We start from the raw sequence: 14618 nt of genomic DNA, 5'->3' as shown, positions 1-14618 counted from the left end.
CTTGTAAAAAGAATTTACCCTTCAAAAATTTTTTTTACATAACCCCTTATTTAATTATTTATACTCCCCTCGAAACACCCGGTAGCTCCCCTACCGGGTGTTTCTCTATACAAAAACAAGCCGCCGGATGACGATCACAGTCGCTCCGGCAGCTTGTTTTTTTATCCGTTGATCGGATTTACATGCACCATACAGTGCTTTACATCTTTGAATTTATTCTCGATCGTATGATGTACATTTTCCGCAATATCATGTGCATCAAAAAGGGAAATACTTCCATCTGCTGCGATCTCGATATCCACATACATCTTAGATCCGAAAAGACGGGTTTTAAGAAGGTCTACTCTTCTGACGCCCGGTACCTTGAGGATCTCTCTCTTCATGGATTCCTCAGTTTTTGCATCACAGGAATGATCTACCATCTTATCAATGGCATCCCTGAAAATGTCGATCGATGCCTTGGCGATCATAACGCAGATCACGATACTGGCGATCGGGTCCAGGATCGGGTATCCCAGTCTTGCACCTAAAATACCGACAAACGCTCCGATAGAGGAAAGTGCATCTGAACGATGGTGCCATGCATCTGCCATCAGGGCTCCTGAATTGATCTTCTTTGCAGCACCTCTTGTATACCAGAACATCCACTCTTTTACCACAATGGATACCACTGCTGCAATCAGTGCAAGTGTTCCCGGAATGGCAATGGTTCCGCCGGATGTGCTTTTTACGATATCACGGGCACCGGTAATTCCGATCCCGAGACCAGTGACAAGCAGCATTCCTGCAAGGACAATGGAAGAAACACACTCCATTCTTTCATGTCCGTACTGGTGCTCTTTGTCCGATTTCTTTGTAGAAAGACGGACACCGATAATTACGATGAAGGTGCTTCCCACATCTGATGCAGAATGAATGGCATCCGAGATCATCGCTCCTGAATGTGCCACAATACCTGCGATCAGTTTAAATACAGATAATAAAAGGTTTACCAGAATACTGATCCCGGATACCTTCATTGCTGTCTGCTGTTCCCATGAAGCTGTTTTTTCTGTATCATGTATAATTGTTTTGTTTTCTGTGTGTTCCATAAACAGGACCTCCTTTTAAATATATGATCAGGTTCTTCTTATGGCACAACATTTTCCGTGAAAAAACCGGCGGTTCCTTCACTACTCGCTGCAGTGCGATTTTCCGCCGGTGTTCTTTCTTTTATATATATGGATACCTCAACTTCTACCATCTGTACCATCCATATTTTTGCAGTAAAAAAGACATACCTGCGAAACATACACTGTCCCGCAGATATGTCTGAAAGCAAAGTCACATTCCATATCCGCTGCCGCTTCCTGCGGCCCGGCCCCATGCCTTCGGATTAATATTTTCGATTCCGAAAAGCATCGCCTGCTCAGTTTGTACTGTTGATCTCGCATCCTGTTCGAATGTAATGCAGTGCAAAGAGAATTTTTACAGTCTTACTGGTCTCCCGCTTAACTTCTCAGAAAGGATACACCATATGTCCTTTGTTAGTCAAGCCAAAGTTTTTTATTTTACAGGTAGATATCTTCAACTTTCTGTTTATTCCATGTCTGGAAACATGCTTCGCACTGCACAGTTCTATATCAAATAATAAATCCTCAGTTGTTTGTCAAAAAACCGGGAGCGGATAAATCCGCTCCCGGTTAAGTCTACGATCTGTATTCAGTTGGAATGACTGATTATGCCTGCGGGCCAGCTGCAACGAGTGCTTTACCAGCTGCATTTCCTTCATATTTAGCAAAGTTCTTAACGAATCTTGCAGCAAGATCTTTAGCCTTTGTCTCCCACTCTGCAGCATCTGCATATGTGTCACGTGGGTCAAGGATTGCAGGATCTACGCCTGGAAGCTCTGTCGGAACCTCGAAGTTGAAGAATGGGATCTTCTTTGTCGGAGCTTTAAGGATAGATCCGTCAAGGATAGCATCGATGATACCACGAGTATCTTTGATGGAGATACGTTTTCCAGTTCCATTCCATCCTGTGTTAACGAGGTATGCTTTCGCACCACTCTTCTCCATTCTCTTAACGAGCTCCTCAGCATATTTTGTCGGATGAAGCTCAAGGAATGCCTGTCCGAAGCATGCGGAGAATGTAGGAGTAGGCTCTGTGATTCCACGCTCTGTACCAGCAAGCTTAGCTGTGAATCCGGAAAGGAAGTAGTACTGTGTCTGCTCCGGTGTCAGGATAGATACTGGAGGAAGTACGCCGAATGCATCTGCGGACAGGAAGATAACCTCTTTCGCTGCCGGTGCAGAAGATACAGGGCGAACAATGTTCTCGATGTGGTTGATCGGATAAGAAACACGTGTGTTCTCTGTTACGCTCTTGTCAGCGAAGTCGATCTTGCCCTCAGCATCAAGTGTTACGTTCTCAAGAAGAGCGTTTCTCTTGATCGCATTGTAGATGTCCGGCTCAGACTCTTTGTCAAGGTTGATAACCTTAGCGTAGCATCCACCCTCGAAGTTGAATACTCCGTTGTCATCCCAGCCATGCTCGTCATCACCGATCAGAAGACGCTTAGGATCTGTGGAAAGTGTTGTCTTACCTGTTCCGGAAAGACCGAAGAAGATTGCTGTGTTCTCTCCGTTAAGGTCTGTGTTTGCAGAGCAGTGCATGGAAGCGATGCCCTTCAGCGGCAGATAGTAGTTCATCATGGAGAACATACCTTTCTTCATCTCTCCGCCGTACCATGTATTAACGATAACCTGCTCACGGCTTGTAATGTTGAACATTACAGCTGTCTCAGAGTTAAGTCCTAATTCTTTGTAGTTCTCAACTTTAGCCTTGGATGCGTTGTAAACAACGAAATCCGGCTCAAAGTTCTCAAGCTCCTCAGCTGTCGGCTGAATGAACATGTTTGTTACGAAGTGTGCCTGCCATGCAACCTCAACGATGAAACGGATAGCCATACGTGTGTCTTTGTTAGCTCCGCAGAATGCATCTACTACGAAAAGTTTCTTGTTGGAAAGCTCCTTCTTGGCAAGATCTTTAACTGCATTCCATGCTTCCTGAGTTGCCGGATGGTTATCGTTCTTGTACTCATCGGATGTCCACCAAACTGTGTCCTTGGAGTTCTCATCCATAACGATATATTTGTCTTTAGGGGAACGTCCTGTGTAGATACCTGTCATTACATTGACAGCACCAAGCTCACTGACCTGACCCTTCTCAAATCCTTCAAGCTCCGGTTTGGTCTCTTCCTCAAATAATGTCTCGTAGGAAGGATTGTACACGATCTCAGTTGTTCCGGTAATACCATACTTTGTTAAATCGATTTTTGCCATCTTAACATTTACCTCTCTTCTTTAATAGTAATTATGATAGCCACCTACTGCTGCAGGTTTTTGTCATCCTGCCATAGGAATTGGTCATTCCAACATCCCTATCCACAATTATACATAAATTGTACGTAAAAGCAACCAAAAAAATTCATTTTCCGCAAAAAAATGATAAATCTTTAACAGTGACGTTTTGGTACTGTCAGATTTTACTCCATCTATACTTGACTTTTTCAGAATAATGGCTACAATATATCTGATTATAGTTATTATATATATTTATAATAGTAACTATATGATTTTAATATATAGAAAGAAGTGATTTCTATGTCAGATATTCTGATCAAACGTAATCATATGGAAATCCCTTGGCACAACTACGTAAGTACCAAGAACAGCCAGCCCATTACCGAAGCTTCTCTTTCCGAAAAAGCTTCCCTGATCGGCCGTACAGGCATGATGCTTCTCTCCTGTGGGACCGGTGCCTGGCGGGTACGGAGTTCCATGAATACATTGTCAGAAGCACTTGGTATCACCTGTTCCGCAGATATCGGACTGATGTCTATAAGCTACACCTGCTTTGACGGTGAGAGCAGTTTTTCCCATGCACTTAGTCTGACTACCACCGGCGTAAATACTTCCAGACTGAACAGGCTGGAACATTTTGTCAGTGATTTTCCTGCGGAGGGTATCCATATGAGCGGTGAAGCACTGCACAGTCAGTTAGATGAGATCGAGCGGATCCACGGGCTTTATTCCCCTGCCGCCCTGGGACTGGCTTCTGCACTGGCCTGTGGTGCATTTACTTTTCTTCTGGGCGGTGGCCCGCTGGAAATGATCCTGGCTTTTGCAGGCGCAGGCATCGGAAACGCCATCCGCTGCAAGCTTGGCAAGCATCATTTTACTCTGTTTATGTGCATTGCAGTTTCTGTTTCCTCCGCCTGTCTTGTATATGCAGGCTTCCTGAAGCTGGCAGAGCTTCTGTTCCACATTTCCGTCCAGCATGAGGCCGGGTACATCTGTTCCATGCTGTTTATCATTCCGGGCTTTCCGTTTATCACAAGCGGGATCGACCTTGCCAAGCTGGATATGCGTTCCGGTCTGGAACGACTGGCCTACGCCATTATTGTTGTAATGGTGGCTGCTGTCTCTGCCTGGCTGATGGCACTGCTTCTTCATCTGAAGCCTGTGGATTTCCTGCCTCTGGAGCTTTCGGCAGCTCAGAGGATCCTGTTCCGGCTTCTGGCAAGCTTCTGCGGGGTATTCGGCTTTTCGGTCATGTTCAACAGCCCTGTCCGTCTAGCCGCAGCTGCCGCCTTCATCGGCGCACTGTCCAACACTTTGCGTCTGGAGCTTGTTGATCTTGCCGGTTTCCCACCTGCTGCCGCGGCTTTTTTCGGAGCACTGACAGCCGGACTTCTGGCCTCCCTCATTAAAACCAAAGTGGGATATCCCAGGATTTCCATTACCGTGCCATCCATTGTGATCATGGTTCCCGGACTTTATCTCTACCGGGCAATCTACAATCTGGGGATCATGTCCCTGAATGTTTCCGCCTCCTGGTTTGCAGCTGCGATCCTGATCATCGTTGCTCTTCCCCTGGGCCTTATTTTCGCCAGGATCCTTACGGACAAAATGTTCCGCTACTGCACCTGACGGGCATACAAAAAGGACTGCTTTCTGTAGCTTCCGGTCATCAGCTATCCTTCTGATAACCGGAGCAATACAAAAGCAGTCCTTTTTTTGTACATTCTATTTCATTACGATCTCATCAGCAATCCCGATCATTTTTTCCAGGCGGTCCGCAAATTTATGGATGGGTAGAAAAACGCCCAGTCCGTCATAACGTTTGCCACCATCCTCCACAGAATCCTGCCCATAATACACAAAGGCTCTTGGAAGCTTCTTCTGAATTGCCATCATGATATCCCATACAGCCGCATAGGCCTGTGCCTCCGTTTCCTTTTCCTTTATGCTGTCCGGAAGCTCATACACCAGCAGCACACCGATATGTTCGCCCATTTTATACTCTTCAACTTCCATGGTAGCTTCATCATAGGAATGGCGCTTCCGATAGCCATACGCCAGATACATCTTTACACCAGGTTTCTCCCTGTATATCCTGCGGAACCGGTCGTAATCCCTGTCACTTACATGGATTCCCTTTTCCCGCAGAAAATTTCCGTTTTCATCTGTGAGAAACACCGGATTCTCCTGTCCATCTGCATTGAACCTGAACGGTGCCAGAAAAGAATTTCGCAGAAGATCAAACATACTGTTCTGGCAGATCGCCATAAGGAGAGCTGTCAGATCACGGTTTTTATATGCGTCCAGCAATGCATAGGCGAATTTTTCCGGAGGAAGATATCCGCATTCTATGTCTGTATCCGCATCCATGGATTCATAGAAGGTCTCCGTCAGCCGTCTGCACGCCTCCGGATCCTTCAGGATCTTTTCAAATAAAAGCTCCGCCTTTTCCTCTCTTGGGAATAATGTGCTGTTTTCCACAATTCCTCACCCTTTCTAATCTCTATGTTTACTGGAAAACATCAGAATAAAGCTGAGCAGAAGCAAAACATCCGATACCCAGATTGCCGGGATCCCCAGCCTCATGGACAGATTTCCTCCGCCGCCGGCTCCAATGGCAAAAAAGAAAATTATTCCGAAATAATAAAGAGCCTGCTTCAACTGTTCCGGACGTTTTTCACGACAATACACGGACAACGCCGCCGTGCCGCTTCGTAAATTTCCAATGCACATGGTGCTTGCATAGGAATAACCACCCACCTTCCGGAAGGTCTGTACCTGCATGGCGCAGGAAAAGGATACCAGTACGGTTGCCAGCATATCCAATTCTCCCGGCATAAATCCCACCGCAAAAAGGATCAGGATCTCGATCAGCAGGATCATCTGCCTCCAGTGAAGTTTTTTTGCATATTTAAAGGTACTCTGGATCCGCTCCGCCGCTACAACACCAATGGCAAAGGCTAAAACAGGGAACAGGTACCTTAAGCCCTCTCCCCACTGTCCTGTCATAAAATTTTGGCTCATCAGAACCACGTTGCCTGTCTGGGCGTTGGAAAACACCTCATCTCTTGTAAAGTATGTGTAGGCATCCTGAAATCCGCCGGACATTGCCAGAAATACACTTGTGATAAAAGCTTCTGACATCTGCCGGTCTGCGCTCTGCAGCTTTCTGCCTCCTGAAACCACTCTAAATCACTCCTGTCATTGATTTTTTTCCTCGGGTGTATTATAGTTTGCTCAGAAGCAAATGTAAAAAGTATTATTAATATCGTAAACATATTAAAATCATATCACAGGATGGAGACAATACATGATCACTTACGACTACTACCGGATCTTTTATTATGTAGCCCAGTATAAGAGCTTTACCAAGGCAGCAAGAGCTCTTCACAACAATCAGCCAAATATCACCCGCTGTATGAACAACCTGGAGCAGGAGCTGAAATGTACGCTCTTTCTCCGCTCCAACAAAGGAATCGCACTTACACCGGAAGGCCGCCAGCTTTATGAACACGTTGCCCTGGCTTTTGAGCAGCTGTCCCTAGGCGAGGAGGAGATCCGCCAGAACGGAGAGCTGGAGCATGGTCTGGTTTCCATCGGCGCCAGCGAAAATGCCCTGCGTCTGATCCTTCTGGAAAAGCTGGAGCTGTTCCGCGAGCAATATCCCCATGTTCGCCTGCGCCTCTTTAACCATTCTACTCCTCAGGCAGTACAGGCACTGAAAAATTATGCGGTGGATTTCGCTATTGTCACCACTCCGATCTCCATCCGCAAACCTTTACAGAAAAAAAGTCTCCTGCGTTACCGGGAGATCCTTGTATGCGGAAGCAAATATAAGGATCTGACCACTGCCCCTATCAGCATCCATGAGCTTCAGGATCTGCCCTTTGTAGGTCTTGCGGAAGGGACCAGCACCAGAGAAATGTATATGAATTACTTTATGGAAAACCGTGTTTCTTTTCATCCTGACATCGAGGCAGCAACTACAGACCAGGTCCTTCCCATGATCGTCCACAATCTGGGAATCGGCTTTTACCCCGAGCCCCTTGCACGGGAAGTGATCAATGACGGGAAGATTTTTGCCCTTCAGCTTAAGGAGCCGCTCCCTCAGAGAGAGGTCTGCTTAGTCACAAACAGCAGTACTGCCATGAGTACTGCTGTCAAAAAAGCTATTGAATTTATTGTGTAAATCCCTGAGGCGGATCAGCCATTTATATTTATTGCTCCACTGTCCGCTCAATATGCATGGCAAGATAACCAATCTCGATAGGGTCCAGCTTTTTCCCAAGGCTTTTGCCCAGACTCTCGCAGACATCCTCTGCGATCCTGTAGGATTCCGGATATTTTTCTTCTATATATTCATTCATATCCAGCTTCAGTGTCTCCCCTGTGGAGACACGGGCTACCATATATTTGATATGGTTCATCATACGGTTGTAGGACAGGGAGATCACATCGATCTTTCTTCCTGTGGCCATCTCGATCATGGCGATGCATTCCCGTACCGTTCTTGCTGTCTGCATGGCAACAGACACCTTTTCATCTCCAAGTGCTGAGTGAATATGAAGTGCCACATATCCCACCTCATGCTCGTCGATCTCAATATCCATCCGCTCCTTCAGGATCTTCTTCAATACCTCCGCCACCTTGAATTCGCTGTAAAAAAGCACCTTGATATCATCAGTCAGAGGATTGCTGATCTGCTCATGATTCCGGATACGTCCCACTGCAAAGGAAATATGATCAGCAAGGGGAAACAGGATCCTTCTGTCTATGGTATCCCCAAAGGTCTTCTCAGCTTCTCTCAATATCTCATCTGCGATCTCCAGAAATTCCGGTGCTACGCTCTTTGCCAGTTCTTTTGCTGAGCCACGTTCTGTCTCCTGAGCCAGCCTGTAAATAGTACAGTCTGCCGAAGCCTCAAAACGCTGGCTGACCTTCTTTCCAAATCCCACACCTTTTCCCAGAAGTACATATTCCTGGTTTTCTTCCATATTTATGGCAATGATGCCGTTATTGTTTAATACCTTGCTCACTCTGTACATCTTTTTCCCCACCATTTTTATATATCCTGCTGCTTTTCCACATTCCACCACTGTCTGCCCCGGATTTTCAGTCGACATTTTTGTCTGCAGCTGTTGATTTTCTTTATCGTAACAGAATCTTTCTTTTGTGTAAAGTCCTTCTGACAGACAGTTATTTTCTTTGCCACAGGAAAAGCGCGCCCGGGCATTAGGCGCGCTTTTCACAAAACCAATCTTCTATATTATTGCTGAAAAATTTCCTATTCTTCCACAGTCTCTACTGCGAACAGCGGCTCTCCTGCCTTGATCTCTCCATTGGCAAGAAGGCGTACTCTCTGATTATCCTCGATCTCTGTGCAAAGGATCGGAGAACATAAGGACGGAGCGTTTTCTGTAAGATACGGGATGTCAATCTTCATCAACGGCTCGCCTTTTTTTACATGCTGTCCCTGCTCTACCAGGATCTCGAAGCCTTTTCCTTCCAGCTTTACAGTGTCAATGCCGATATGGAGGAGCATAGGAAGATCTGTATCTGTCTGGAATCCGATGGCATGCTTTGTGTCAAAAATAAACTCTACCTCGCCGTCTTCCGGAGCACAGATCACCGGGTCCTTCGGTGTGACTACAGCACCCTCTCCCATCATTCCTTCCGCAAAGCCTTCATCCGGCGCTGTGGAAAGGTCTGCAGCGATACCGGTTACCGGGCTGTAGACAATCGCTGTTCTGAGAACCTTTTTCTCCGGCTGCATGTTGGCTTCGGATGTCGGAGCTGTGTTCTGAGCAGCCTCACCTGTACTTTCTGCTGTACGCTCTGTATCAGACTGAGCCTGATTTTCCGCATTGTCTGTTTCTTTCTCATTTGCACCTTCAAAATATTCATTCGGCGCTGTCTCCAGATAATCCTCCAGCTTGGATTTGATCACAGTTACCTGCGGACCGTAGATGATCTGCACGCCCTGGCCTTTTTTCACGATTCCTCTGGAGCCTGTTGTTTTCAGAATGTCGTCGTTAACTCTTGCTGCATCATGGACGGTGATACGGAGTCTTGTTGCACAGCAGTCCACATCACTGATGTTTTTCTTTCCGCCAAGACCGGCTGTGATGGCTTCACTTACCGGATCTGCGGATGTGCTTCCTGCTGCTTCACCGGCTTTTCCGGCTTCTTTTCTCGCGTTTACATCTGCTTTTGTATAAAGCTTTGTTTCTGTGTCGTCATCCTCACGTCCCGGAGTCTTGAAGTTGAACTTTTTGATCAGGAAGGTGAAGATCACATAATAGAGAATAAAGTAAATGATACCTACCGGGATAATCCTGAGCCAGCTTGTCTTTGCATTTCCCTGAAGGATCCCGAACAGGAACAGATCAAGGAAACCTCCGGAAAAGGTAAGTCCTACTGCAATGTTCAGCATATGTGCGATCATATAAGCCGCGCCTGCAAGAACAACCTGTACCGCAAACAATGCAGGAGCTACAAACAGGAAAGAGAACTCCAGTGGCTCTGTGATTCCTGTAAGCATACATGCAAGGGCTGCGGAAAGAAGAAGTCCGCCTGCTGCTTTTTTCTTCTCAGGCTTTGCACAGCGGTACATGGCAAGAGCTGCTCCCGGAAGACCGAAGATCATGAAAATGAACTCTCCGGAAAAATATCTTGTTGCATCTGCGCTGAAATGCGCTACATTTGCGGAATCTGCAAGCTGGGCGAAAAAGATGTTCTGTCCGCCCTGTACCATCTGGCCTGCAACCTCCATAGTCCCGCCAACGGCTGTCTGCCAGAATGGCATATAAAATACGTGATGAAGTCCGAAGGGGATCAGCGCACGTTTGATAATACCGAAGATCAGAGTTCCGATATAGCCGCTGCCTGTTACAAGACCGCCCAGAGCATAAATACCGTTCTGGACTGCCGGCCATACGAAATACATCAGGATTCCCACAAACATATATACAATGGTGGAAATGATGGGCACAAATCTGGAACCGCCGAAGAAGGAAAGTGCGTTTGGAAGCACGATCTTATGAAAACGGTTATGCAAAGCCGCAACACCAAGGCCGACGATGATACCGCCAAACACACCCATCTGTAAGGACTGGATGCCGCAGACAGAGGTTACAGTACCTTCCAGAACGCTTTTTGCGATCTGTCCGTCTGCTGTGATCTTACCATTTACTACCAGCATACCATTGATGGCTACATTCATAACGAAGTAAGCGATCAGTGCAGAAAGAGCTGCTACCTCTTTCTCTTTTTTTGCCATACCGATGGCCACACCTACTGCAAAGATCAGCGGCAGGTTATCAAATACCGCGCTTCCGACTTTGTTCATAATGATCAGGAGTGCATGTAAAATCGTTCCGTCTCCCAGAATCTTCTGAAGTCCGTAGGTTGCAATGGTTGTTTCATTTGTGAAGGAACTGCCGAATCCAAGAAGCAGGCCTGCCACAGGAAGGATTGCTATGGGAAGCATAAAGGAACGTCCCACTCGCTGCAAAACTCCGAAAATCTTGTCTTTCATGTTTTCTCTCCTTTTCTTTCGACGTTTTGGAGCGGGAGTCTTTTAAGTGGGCAACAAAAAAAGACACCAACCCCCATAAACGTCAAATAATAACATTTATGACTGGTTAATGCCTGCTTATCAGTTACACACCAAATCTGAAATACACTATACGGGTTTTGTTCTTCTGTGTCAAGGAGTAATTTAATTTTTTCCCAAAAAGATATCTCCTCATATCACGATCCGCTCCGTTGCCAGCAATCCCTCGCGGAATATTACCTGTGAACAGCAGCCATATAGCTTCTATTCTCAGAAAGTATGCAGAAACGAAACAGACCGGAAATTCACTTATCTTGACTTTATTCTTACTTATGATAAGATGAACATAGAATGTCCGGCAGCAATGTTTTTTGCCCAGACCACACTATACATTTCATAAAAACGGAGGTACTTTTCCGATGAATACCATCAAGAAATTCATCCACTACTACGGCCCGTACAAAGCGGTCTTTTTTATTGACCTGATCTGTGCAGCCGTTATCAGTCTGGTAGATCTTGCTTATCCCCAGATTCTTCGTACTATGACAAAAACTCTCTTTACACAGGATAAGGATATTATTCTTCATGCCCTCCCTGTGATTGCAGCTTCTCTTTTTGTTATGTACATTGTGCAGAGTCTCTGCAAATATTATGTAACCTATCAGGGACATATGATGGGTGCAAAGATGGAACGTGATATGCGCCGGGAGCTTTTTGACCATTACCAGGAGCTGTCTTTTTCCTATTACAGCAGGAATAATTCCGGTCAGATGATGAGCAAGCTGGTCAGTGACCTTTTTGACATTTCCGAGTTTGCACATCATGGTCCTGAGAATCTTTTTATCTCTCTGGTAAAGATCGTCGGTGCTTTTATCTTCTTGGTCTTTATCAACAAGAAGCTTGCACTGCCGCTGATCCTCCTGGTGATCGTAATGTTTGTGTTTTCCTTCCGCCAGAATGCAAAAATGCAGGAAACCTTCATGGAAAACCGTCGTAAGATCGGAGATGTAAATGCTAGTCTTCAGGATACGCTTTCCGGAATCCGCGTGGTGCAGTCCTTCGCAAACGAGGACATCGAACGTGCCAAATTTAAGAAAAGCAATGAAGCGTTCCTTGTTTCCAAAAGAGATAATTATCACTGCATGGGAAGCTTCATGAGTTCCAATCTTTTCTTCCAGGGCATGATGTACCTGGTAACTCTTGTTTACGGCGGCTATCTGATCGCTCAGGGTGAAATGCAGACTGCAGATCTTGCCATGTATGCCCTGTATATTGGAATCTTTATCAGCCCCATCCAGATCCTGGTGGAACTTGTGGAAATGATGCAGAAGGGTCTTTCCGGTTTCCGCCGTTTCCTGGATGTGATGGAAACAGAATCCGAGATCAGGGATGCAGACAACGCTGCGGAGCTTACGGACGTGAAAGGACATGTGCGTTACGACCATGTTTCTTTTCATTACAGCGATGATGAAACTCCTGTGCTTTCCGATATCTCTATTGATATCCCGGCTGGAAAATCCATTGCCCTGGTGGGACCTTCCGGAAGCGGAAAAACCACGATCTGCTCTCTCCTGCCCAGATTTTATGATGTGACCGGCGGTTCCATTACTGTAGACGGAAAGGATATCCGCGGGCTGACTCTTAAGAGCCTTCGAAGCCAGATCGGTATGGTACAGCAGGATGTCTATCTTTTTGATGGAACCATCAAGGATAATATTGCCTACGGAAAGCCCGGAGCTTCCGATGAAGAGATCATCAAAGCCGCCAAATGTGCGAGTATCCATGACTTTATCATGGAGCTTCCGGATAAATACGACACTTATGTCGGAGAACGTGGCACACGCCTTTCCGGCGGACAGAAACAGCGGATTTCCATTGCACGTGTATTCCTTAAGAATCCTCCGATCCTGATCCTGGATGAGGCCACCAGCGCTCTGGATAACGAAAGCGAACGTTGGATCCAGAAGAGTCTGGAGGAGCTTTCAAAAAATCGTACTACCATTACGATCGCGCACCGGCTTTCTACGATCCGTGATGCGGATGAGATCATTGTGATCACGGAGGAGGGTATCGCCGAAAGAGGCACTCATGCTGAACTGCTTGAGAAGAATGGATTGTATGCTGCATATTACAATATGTAGAAAGATACGAGGGAGGCGCTTCGCTGTCCCACTGAGATTTTTATAGGGCAAAATAAAAGGCTGCTGTATACCTTATCAATAGTGATATAGATATATAGCAGTCTTTTTATTTGTCAATTACTATCTTTTCAAAAAATTCAATCAAAGATTACAGCAGATAAACCGGAAGCTCGTCTTTAATTCCTACTGGCTGGTTGTTGTCCGGCTCATCTTTCTTTGGGGTGAGGAATTTGGCCTGGAGTTCGTCGGCGTTTCCTCCGCTGATCACGTTCTGGGCTACAGTTCCTGTTGTTTCTGCTGCAGCTGTTTTCTTTGCTGCGGTTTTACGTGCTGTTGTTTTTCTGGTAGTGGTTTTCTTTGCTGTTGTTTTTGTTGCGGCTGCTTTCTTTGCTGTGGTCTTCTTTGCAGGAGCTTTGGCTGCTGTTTTCTTTGCTGTAGTTTTTTCTGCCGCTTTTTCAGCTGTTTCAGCTTTTACCTCTGACGGCTTCTCTGCTGCTTTAACCTCAGCCTCTTTTACCTCTGTTTTTGTTTCTGTTTTGGATGCTTTTTCTGCATTTACTGCTCTTGCGATGCTTGCTTTACCTACTGACACGATTCATTACCTCCTCTGCCAATGCTATGTACTCTTTTGCGCTGCGGCTGCTTTTTTTGAACTCCACAACTGGTTCACTGCTGTCCTGGGACCATTCGATGGAGCTGTCTACACGGATAAAAGATTCGAAAAGATAGATTCCTTCCATTTCTTTCAGTGTTTCCATAGTCTGTTTGAAATAATTCTTTCTGGCATCTGCCTTGGTTACTACGATTCCCAAAACCTTTAAATCCGGAGCGATCTCCCTGACTTCATTGAGGAAATCAAACATATTTGCAAGACCAAACATACCCCACGGACTTGCCTCTACCGGAACAAGAACATAATCGGATGCACATAAAATATTCATCACCCAGCCGCCAAGAGTAGGCGGTGCATCAATGAGAATGTAATCGTACACTCCGGAATCTTTAACCTTCTGCAGACATTTCCGCAGGATAAACTCTCTCTGCCATTTTGTAAAAAGCTCATATTCCACGGAGCTCATCAGCGTAGACGACGGAACCAGATCCAGATTCTCATACTTCGTATGCACGATAAAATCGCTGAGATCCGACTGATGACCGATAGCATAATAGAGATTCTTTTCCCCTGCTGCCATCTCAAGCACTTCTTCCTCCGAAAAAAAAGAAAGGGAAAGATTCAGCTGCATATCACCGTCTACCATCAGTACCTTCTTACCCATGCCGGCCAGTGCCGCTCCCACATTGGAACAGCTGGTGGACTTTCCGCTGCCGCCCTTATTATTTGCAAAACAGATCGTTACTGTATTTCCCATTACAGCCTCCCGACAACATAATTTCGTATTTTCTGTCACTTGCCCTTATTATAATATAACGTTCTCCTAAAAACAAGCACATCCCCCATAAAACCACGAAAACCGACAAAATAACCTCACATAAAACAACAGTATATACACCCAAAAACAGCAGGTTCCGGATCACTCCGAAAACCTGCTGTCCTGATTCGCTGACTATTATTATTTT

The 14618-nt window shown here is 45.9% G+C and carries 12 protein-coding genes and 1 riboswitch; of the genes, 3 read left to right on the top strand and 9 right to left on the bottom strand.

The features are described from left to right. Positions 1-161: 161 nt before the first annotated feature. Positions 162-1091, bottom strand: a complete 930-nt coding sequence (locus LKD46_RS09660; RefSeq protein WP_110103310.1) for a cation diffusion facilitator family transporter — start codon at positions 1089-1091, stop codon at positions 162-164. A gap of 201 nt (positions 1092-1292) precedes the next feature. Continuing rightward, positions 1293-1422, bottom strand: a riboswitch (NiCo riboswitch). A 296-nt stretch (positions 1423-1718) separates the two neighbouring features. Beyond that, positions 1719-3323 (bottom strand): phosphoenolpyruvate carboxykinase (ATP), encoded by a 1605-nt coding sequence (gene pckA, locus LKD46_RS09655; protein ID WP_015526024.1) that lies wholly within the window; start codon positions 3321-3323, stop codon positions 1719-1721. 321 nt (positions 3324-3644) lie between these two features. Between pckA and LKD46_RS09650 the strand changes: the two genes are divergently transcribed. Continuing rightward, positions 3645-4973, top strand: a complete 1329-nt coding sequence (locus LKD46_RS09650; protein WP_110103308.1) for a threonine/serine exporter family protein — start codon at positions 3645-3647, stop codon at positions 4971-4973. A gap of 96 nt (positions 4974-5069) precedes the next feature. Here the strand turns inward: LKD46_RS09650 and LKD46_RS09645 are convergent, their stop codons facing one another. Both LKD46_RS09645 and LKD46_RS09640 read right to left on the bottom strand, forming a co-directional pair. After that, complete coding sequence (locus LKD46_RS09645) at positions 5070-5825, bottom strand: DUF4866 domain-containing protein (protein WP_186582391.1); 756 nt, start codon at positions 5823-5825, stop codon at positions 5070-5072. A gap of 15 nt (positions 5826-5840) precedes the next feature. Continuing rightward, positions 5841-6488 carry a YoaK family protein gene (locus LKD46_RS09640; protein WP_110103340.1) on the bottom strand — a complete coding sequence of 216 codons (648 nt, stop codon included), beginning with the start codon at positions 6486-6488 and terminating at the stop codon, positions 5841-5843. 166 nt (positions 6489-6654) lie between these two features. Here LKD46_RS09640 and LKD46_RS09635 point away from each other — a divergent pair, with 166 nt between their 5' ends. Then, positions 6655-7533 carry a LysR family transcriptional regulator gene (locus LKD46_RS09635; RefSeq protein ID WP_110103306.1) on the top strand — a complete coding sequence of 293 codons (879 nt, stop codon included), beginning with the start codon at positions 6655-6657 and terminating at the stop codon, positions 7531-7533. Between the two features lie 28 nt (positions 7534-7561). On the opposite strand, the gene LKD46_RS09630 is transcribed toward LKD46_RS09635, so the two are convergent. After that, positions 7562-8389, bottom strand: coding sequence for a PRD domain-containing protein (locus LKD46_RS09630; protein ID WP_110103339.1), 828 nt, complete (start codon positions 8387-8389; stop codon positions 7562-7564). A gap of 239 nt (positions 8390-8628) precedes the next feature. Beyond that, complete coding sequence (locus tag LKD46_RS09625; RefSeq protein WP_110103305.1) at positions 8629-10881, bottom strand: PTS sugar transporter subunit IIABC; 2253 nt, start codon at positions 10879-10881, stop codon at positions 8629-8631. A 437-nt stretch (positions 10882-11318) separates the two neighbouring features. On the opposite strand from LKD46_RS09625, the gene LKD46_RS09620 reads away from it, so the two are divergent. After that, positions 11319-13040, top strand: coding sequence for an ABC transporter ATP-binding protein (locus LKD46_RS09620; protein ID WP_118368624.1), 1722 nt, complete (start codon positions 11319-11321; stop codon positions 13038-13040). A 148-nt stretch (positions 13041-13188) separates the two neighbouring features. Here the strand turns inward: LKD46_RS09620 and LKD46_RS09615 are convergent, their stop codons facing one another. The 3 genes from LKD46_RS09615 to LKD46_RS09605 all read right to left on the bottom strand — a co-directional run. Beyond that, entirely contained in the window at positions 13189-13632 is a 444-nt protein-coding gene (locus LKD46_RS09615) for a hypothetical protein (RefSeq protein ID WP_021650455.1), read from the bottom strand. Continuing rightward, positions 13619-14410, bottom strand: coding sequence for a ParA family protein (locus LKD46_RS09610; protein WP_015526030.1), 792 nt, complete (start codon positions 14408-14410; stop codon positions 13619-13621). The genes LKD46_RS09615 and LKD46_RS09610 overlap by 14 nt, the downstream gene beginning before the upstream one ends. After that, positions 14376-14618 (bottom strand): hypothetical protein (locus LKD46_RS09605; RefSeq protein WP_227574082.1); only part of this gene is annotated, 243 nt, incomplete at its 5' end. The genes LKD46_RS09605 and LKD46_RS09610, both read right to left, overlap by 35 nt.

The organism is Blautia fusiformis (genome assembly GCF_020686995.1).
Classification (GTDB): domain Bacteria; phylum Bacillota; class Clostridia; order Lachnospirales; family Lachnospiraceae; genus Blautia_A; species Blautia_A fusiformis.
Note: the sequence above shows the minus strand (reverse complement) of the source record. Positions and strands in the feature narration are given on the sequence as shown.

Bases quoted from the DNA above. Each gene is read 5' to 3' on its own strand.
- LKD46_RS09660 (WP_110103310.1), bottom strand. From the start codon at position 1,091: ATGGAACACACAGAAAACAAAACAATTATACATGATACAGAAAAAACA.
- pckA (WP_015526024.1), bottom strand. From the start codon at position 3,323: ATGGCAAAAATCGATTTAACAAAGTATGGTATTACCGGAACAACTGAG.
- LKD46_RS09650 (WP_110103308.1), top strand. From the start codon at position 3,645: ATGTCAGATATTCTGATCAAACGTAATCATATGGAAATCCCTTGGCAC.
- LKD46_RS09640 (WP_110103340.1), bottom strand. From the start codon at position 6,488: ATGTCAGAAGCTTTTATCACAAGTGTATTTCTGGCAATGTCCGGCGGA.
- LKD46_RS09635 (WP_110103306.1), top strand. From the start codon at position 6,655: ATGATCACTTACGACTACTACCGGATCTTTTATTATGTAGCCCAGTAT.
- LKD46_RS09630 (WP_110103339.1), bottom strand. From the start codon at position 8,389: ATGTACAGAGTGAGCAAGGTATTAAACAATAACGGCATCATTGCCATA.
- LKD46_RS09625 (WP_110103305.1), bottom strand. From the start codon at position 10,881: ATGAAAGACAAGATTTTCGGAGTTTTGCAGCGAGTGGGACGTTCCTTT.
- LKD46_RS09620 (WP_118368624.1), top strand. From the start codon at position 11,319: ATGAATACCATCAAGAAATTCATCCACTACTACGGCCCGTACAAAGCG.
- LKD46_RS09610 (WP_015526030.1), bottom strand. From the start codon at position 14,410: ATGGGAAATACAGTAACGATCTGTTTTGCAAATAATAAGGGCGGCAGC.